We start from the raw sequence: 6,177 nt of genomic DNA on the forward strand, positions 1-6,177 counted from the left end.
TAAGCTTAAAAGCGCTACATTGGGTCTGGGGTTATTGGGAGTGTTGACGGCATGTAATTTTGATGATTACGATAATGTTGACCCTAAGAGTCCCTTGGAGACAAAATCTGACTTTTTGTTTTCCAATGCTCAAAAGGCCCTAATAGATCAATTAAACTCTCCAAGTGTTAATATCCAGCCAGCCAGACAATTAGTCCAATATTGGACAGAAACTACCTATATGGAATCCACTGTATGGAATTTAAATAACAGGGATTTACCTGGACGGCACTGGACAGTCCTTTATCGGGATGTTTTGACTGATCTTCAGGAAGCAAAGATAATGTTAGAAGAAGAAAAGGTGGGGCTTTCTGAAGAAGAATATAACGGCAAAAGTGCCATGATTTCTGTTTTAGAGGTCTATACCTGGCAATGGATGGTGGATTTGTTTGGGGATGTCCCTTACACGGAAGCATTAATGGGGGAAGAAAATCCACAGCCTGCCTATGACGATGCTCAAACTATTTATGCAGATCTAATTAATAGATTAAATGGGGCAATTGAAGAATTGAATAAGAATTCAGGAGCCTATTATGCTGATGCTGATCTTATTTATAAGGGGTCGGTTGCGGAATGGTTAAAGTTTGCAAACTCTTTAAAATTAAGAATGGGTATTCGGTTGACGGGAGTCCAACCTGCTACTGCTCGACAATTGGTGGAGGAAGCCTTTGCAAATGCTTTTACCTCAAATGAAGATAATGCTACTTTTCCTTATTTGACCGGTTATGAGAACGGTAATCCTATTTTTGAACAAGTAAATACAAGGCCGACTGATTTTGTTCCTGCCAATACCCTTATTGATAAAATGAATGCTTTGAAGGACCCACGACGTCCGTATTATTTTAATCTTTGGGAAGAAACGGATGATGACGATAATGTGATCGATAGCGGTTATAAAGGTTTAGCTCCAGGAATTTCAGGTAGTATTGCAGATTTTTCATATCCTTCAGACCTTATGCAAGATGTAAGCTTTCCTGGGGTTTATATGACTTATGCTGAGGTAGAGTTTATTCTTGCCGAGGCTGCTGAATATGGTTGGAATGTTGGTGGAACTGCTGAAGACCACTATAATAAGGCAATAGAGGCTTCTATTTCTGAATGGGCGTCCCTTGCTGAAGAGAATGCCGATGTTGCTATAAATGAATATTTGAGTAATCCATTGGTAAACTTTCAGACAGCAGAGGGTGGAGACCATGTAAAGGCCATCGCTCTACAGAAATGGATTGCTTTATATAATCAAGCACCAGAAGCCTATACAGAATACAGACGATTGAAATGGCCTGAATTAAATACACCTAATAATAGGGATATGGCTAACTATCCAGTACGTTTTACCTATCCATTTAGCGAGCAAAGTCGTAATGTAAATAGCTGGAGAGAGGCCGTAGATAAAATTGGCGGTGTGGATTCTTATACAGCACCAATATTCTGGGAAACAAAATAAATAAGACAAAGTTGTTTAATTTTATTTATGAGGCTGTTTCAAATGTAGAGACAGCCTCTTTTTTTATCAGATTGATTCGTGGGGTGCCAGACTCAAGTTATTTACTATAAAAAAAACTTAAATACTGAGAGCTTTTAGATTTAATGGATTCAATAATATTGGTGAAGTGTCCAAGAAGTTTATTTCCGATATGGATTCAATTAATTTACAGATAGGTTTATCTTTGATCCAAACAAATTTCAAATGAGGTTTTAATAAACAGAATTCAGTGTTTCCTCAAGATGTAGGGTTGATTTGAAGTGTTTTGGTGACGTTAATTTAAATTTTTTTGTTTTTATGAGGAGTAATACTTTCTATATTTTAGAATGAAATAACTAAAATCAAGTGGTTTTTTGGGGAAAGGTAGTGTGCTTATCGAGTTTTAATAGTAAATTTGCTCTAATTTGATTTGCTGTAAATACTGTTTAAGATATGAAGTTGTTGAAGATTAATTTTTTATTTGCCCTGTTGGGTATTTTGGTAGTATTTTCTTCTTGTAAAAAAGATGATGATGAAGAAGTGGAGATTGATTATCAATGGTTGATAGGTGGGCCACAAAATGTGAGAACCGGGGCTATTGAAGAATATAGAAATACTCCAGAACCTGATAAAACCTATATTTGGACGTTAAATGGTGAGCCTATTGAGGATGAAAATGGTGTGGTTACCATTCATTTTATTAGGAGTGGAGATTATACTCTCCGTGTAAGTGATTTGTTGGAGAAGGAATCTGGAGAAATAGATATTTCTGTAACAGCTGATATTCTTCAGTTTATTAAGCAATCGGCGACTTTAAATGAAACGGACCCTATTATTGTGCCTATTAATTTAACCGGTCCTGCTATTTATGGAATCAAGGTAAAAATAAAGGTCCCAAAACAGGATGATGTTTATCAAATTTTAGGTTATAGGTTGGATACCGATATTCCGAATGAGGATGGTTATCAGAATTGGGAAGTAGAGAGAATTAATGATGAGGAATTTTATGTGACTATCCCTGAAGGAAGTACATCTGCTGATCTATTGCTTGAGCCACAAATTATCAATCAGAGGCGAGAGGATCGTCAAATTGATGTTGAATTATTGGGCCTAGAAATTATTGATCCAGCACCTGATTCGGAGCCCACTGTGGTACTTACAGATGAACCTGCTTTCACTAAAACTACCTATATTATCAAAGATAATATCAAAACCATAGGTTTTTCAAATGCCACGGAAGAGGTCACCGCAGAGGATGTAAATGACAATAATGAGTATATGTTGCATGTTCAGTTAGATAAGCAGGCTGACCGAGATGTTTTAGTCAATTATACAATTTCGGGTGATCACGTAATGGATGATCTTACCGGGGAATTTACTTTCGTGGGCAAAGAGGAGGAACCAGCAGATGATTCTGGTGTAGAAATAGAAGTGGTAAGAACTTCCTTCTTTATTCCGGTTAAGTTAGATGATCAAGCTTTTACCGATGGTGGTACTGTAATAGTGGATATAACCAAAACAACTGAAGATCAAAAAGTAGATGAAGGAACAATGAGTGCAACCCTTACATTGAATCCTTAAGCACTCACATTTATAAAGTTTAAAAGGCGTTGTTGGAAAACAACGCCTTTTTAGTTTTTCTACCAATTATTCAAGGTTCATTAATTTTTCTTTTTTAATAAATCCTTAATTTCCTCCAAAGGAATGCTCAATTCAATGGTTCCAAAGTAATAAGGGGCAATTTCATAGACATTGTAACAAAAAATAATTTCATCAGGTCTCAAAAGAAAATTCTCGGTAGGGGGTATGTTGCTAACCAATAAACCTCCTTTTTGATTTAGGGAATCTTCTACTTGAAGCTCTTTCTCCTCCCTATATTTAGCATTCAAAAGTTTACTTAGTTCTTCTTCATAACCTTGATTAAAAATATCATTTAAATGCAACACCGTCCCTTTTTTTAAGTCAATATTAAAGAAATTGGAGGAGTGCATGCCATGAGCACCTCCGGTATAGGCATCATCTTTTAATAAGAAACTTATGTTTTGGGAATTTTGATGTTCAATACTCATTTCGGCCTGATAATACCAGTAGTGCGGAGCTTGAGGGTATTCTAATATAAATTCCTTGTACTCCCGAAGAAACTGCTTCATTAAAGCATCCAGAGATAAAATGGTGGTGTCAGATATATAGCCAGATAGATTTTTTTCTAATCTTTTATTAATCTCACCATTGATTTTTTCATAGTGGGGCCCTTGGTCAAACTCGGGATAGCGTAGACTTATAAAAGCACAATTTTCCGTTTTCTGATCACATTTTAAGCTGTCTTTAAGCTCTATAAAGGAATAATGAAGTTCTTCTTTTGAGGACAGGGAAGAAGTTTTCTTCCCATTGCAGGCCCAGAATATGAAGGGCACTAAAATTAAAAAAAGTATGGGTCTATAAATCATAAAATGTTTTTTAAAAATAACCCTCAAAGAAGCTGCCAGAGTTATAAGAACCTTATGTTTTTTTTAAGTTTAATCATTTTCTCTTTTTACCAACAATCAAATGATCTTCCCAGTTTTTCTTTTCGCTTGGGTGACAAACTAATGAAACCCTTGGTAAGCTAAAATTTCAATGACTTTTGGGAAAATAGCTTATTAATAAGAAAATAAGGTACCAATATGAGCACATCCAAAGTTTGCTTTCCTCTAAGCCAAGTTTCAAATTATTAAATACAAATTCCTTCTCCTCACTTTGTTCAATGGAATTGAATTTTCTCAGGATCATTGATGTATTAGAATAAAGTCAATAAATGATCATGTCTATGAGAAAAACTCAGTTATTGCTTTTCGGCCTGTTGTTAATAGGACTACAAGTTTGGGCCCAGGAGCCCGACCGGGAAGCCATGAAAAAAGAAATGAAGGAATATTGTGAAAAAAACATATTCCCAGTTTTAAATGAACAACGGACCAAGCTAGATGCCTACCTCTACGATCATGAAAAAGAGAAGGTAGACAAAATTCGTATGAAATTGCGTGAGATGAAGCAAAAAGCCATGGAGGCTAAAAAGGAAATGAAAGAAAAATACAAGGATAAGGAGGTATATGAGTATTCGGATGAAGATAAGGCCTGTTTCCGCGCATATTTAAAAATGCACAGACATTTAATGCAAAAAGCCTGGTGTATTGTAGACAACCATGAATATCAGGTTTATGTGTTAATGGATGCAATGGGTGAGCAGCACCAAAAATGGCACAAGGATATGAAGGCCATTTACCATAAATATTATCCTAAATGTGAGTGTAAGGACAAAAACCATCATCATGACAAGTGGATGAAGCACCATTGGAAAATGATGAAGTACAAAATGGCTCCTGTGCGATTCTTGCTTTACGACCCTAAGAATCCTAATCCATTTGAAATGCACCACTAAATTAAATTGTGAAAAGTTAATAGTTAAGGTAAGAGAAATTCTAAATCTTAACTATTAACTCTTTACACTTAACTATTAACTAGTAAATCCTTAAATTCCTCATTGTTATAATTGGCCATTCCGCTGTGTTTGAAAATTATTTTTTCCTCAGGATTGATTACAAAAGTGGTAGGTATGGATTGGCTTTGGTACACCTCTGGTATGGGACCATTTAAAAAATATACGGGGAAATCAAATCCCTTCCGATCAATGAACTTTTTGGCCTTTTCTAGATCCTCATCTACTGAGATCATTACAAAGGCAATGTCTTCTTCATTGCCCACTATTTGGTAAAGTTTTTGGATATTGGGCATTTCCGCTACACAAGGAGGGCACCAACTAGCCCAGAAGTTTATAAAAATGGTCTTTCCCTTTAATTCTGAAAAGGCAAAGGGTTTTCCTTCCAATGTCGTCAGAGGAAGGCTGAAACTCGCCTTTTCCATTTGTTGATTTTCAATCTCAGTAGAAGGTTTAATGATCCCCGTTGCCAAGACAAGCTGCTGTACCCTTCCGATCACTTCCGTATGTAAACCTGTAAGGTACAATATGCCTGCAATGGTAATTAGAATGCCCCAGCTTCTTAATTCTTTTTTTAATGATTTGCTTTTGCTCATAACTTATTCCTGTCCTGCCTTTATCATACGGGCCCTTTGTACATTGGTTTTTTTCTATTTCTACTTTTGATTGGCCGCACCTACCTTTTCCATTCTGTTTTAAAAATAGGCCTTCGTCTATAATTTCTTAGCACTTATCGAATAAACCTTTTTAGAACCAGCATTTTTGATAGATTTATCAATAATTAACAACAATTTTCAAAGGTTTGGGTTTGTTTTCCTTTCCTTTTCATATTCCACAGCATAAAGCCATCCCTTCTCAATATTGTATTTGACCACTTTAGAATTTCAGAAATTTAAAATGGATTTACTCACTTGCTTCTCCTGCAGGCAGTTACATTGGTTTTTCGGCAATAACATTTTTTCTTCCCAGGAGGACAAAGGAAAGCCCTCCATATAAATTAAGGGCAAGCCTGATCTTAAAATTCCAAATTGATAAACCGGAAACCTGTTAATCAATTGGGAGATTTTACATTTCATTAAACCCAATACGGAGAGAAGCAATCTTTAGTATGGAATAGAAAGTCGATAAAATTCTATCATTATAATAAAGGCCTTCGTCGACATTTTTATTACACTGATCGAAATCAAATTTTTTGTGTAAGGTT

General features: G+C 35.8%; 5 protein-coding genes. 3 read left to right on the top strand and 2 right to left on the bottom strand.

The window, feature by feature from the left end:
- Positions 1 to 1,483, top strand: a 1,483-nt coding sequence (locus tag E1171_RS09540; RefSeq protein ID WP_155205776.1) for a SusD/RagB family nutrient-binding outer membrane lipoprotein, incomplete at its 5' end; no start/stop codon positions are given.
- A gap of 471 nt (positions 1,484 to 1,954) precedes the next feature.
- Positions 1,955 to 3,082 carry a hypothetical protein gene (locus tag E1171_RS09545; RefSeq protein ID WP_155205777.1) on the top strand — a complete coding sequence of 376 codons (1,128 nt, stop codon included), beginning with the start codon at positions 1,955 to 1,957 and terminating at the stop codon, positions 3,080 to 3,082.
- 80 nt (positions 3,083 to 3,162) lie between these two features.
- Here the strand turns inward: E1171_RS09545 and E1171_RS09550 are convergent, their stop codons facing one another.
- Positions 3,163 to 3,948, bottom strand: coding sequence for a DUF3298 and DUF4163 domain-containing protein (locus tag E1171_RS09550; RefSeq protein WP_155205778.1), 786 nt, complete (start codon positions 3,946 to 3,948; stop codon positions 3,163 to 3,165).
- A gap of 359 nt (positions 3,949 to 4,307) precedes the next feature.
- Here E1171_RS09550 and E1171_RS09555 point away from each other — a divergent pair, with 359 nt between their 5' ends.
- Positions 4,308 to 4,916 (top strand): hypothetical protein, encoded by a 609-nt coding sequence (locus E1171_RS09555; protein WP_155205779.1) that lies wholly within the window; start codon positions 4,308 to 4,310, stop codon positions 4,914 to 4,916.
- A gap of 68 nt (positions 4,917 to 4,984) precedes the next feature.
- On the opposite strand, the gene E1171_RS09560 is transcribed toward E1171_RS09555, so the two are convergent.
- Positions 4,985 to 5,569 carry a TlpA family protein disulfide reductase gene (locus E1171_RS09560; protein ID WP_155205780.1) on the bottom strand — a complete coding sequence of 195 codons (585 nt, stop codon included), beginning with the start codon at positions 5,567 to 5,569 and terminating at the stop codon, positions 4,985 to 4,987.
- Between the last annotated feature and the right edge of the window lie 608 nt (positions 5,570 to 6,177).

The sequence above is a fragment of the Xanthovirga aplysinae genome, assembly GCF_009711365.1.
GTDB classification, from domain to species: Bacteria; Bacteroidota; Bacteroidia; order Cytophagales; family Cyclobacteriaceae; genus Xanthovirga; species Xanthovirga aplysinae.

Bases quoted from the DNA above. Each gene is read 5' to 3' on its own strand.
- E1171_RS09560 (WP_155205780.1), bottom strand. From the start codon at position 5,569: ATGAGCAAAAGCAAATCATTAAAAAAAGAATTAAGAAGCTGGGGCATT.
- E1171_RS09550 (WP_155205778.1), bottom strand. From the start codon at position 3,948: ATGATTTATAGACCCATACTTTTTTTAATTTTAGTGCCCTTCATATTC.
- E1171_RS09555 (WP_155205779.1), top strand. From the start codon at position 4,308: ATGAGAAAAACTCAGTTATTGCTTTTCGGCCTGTTGTTAATAGGACTA.
- E1171_RS09545 (WP_155205777.1), top strand. From the start codon at position 1,955: ATGAAGTTGTTGAAGATTAATTTTTTATTTGCCCTGTTGGGTATTTTG.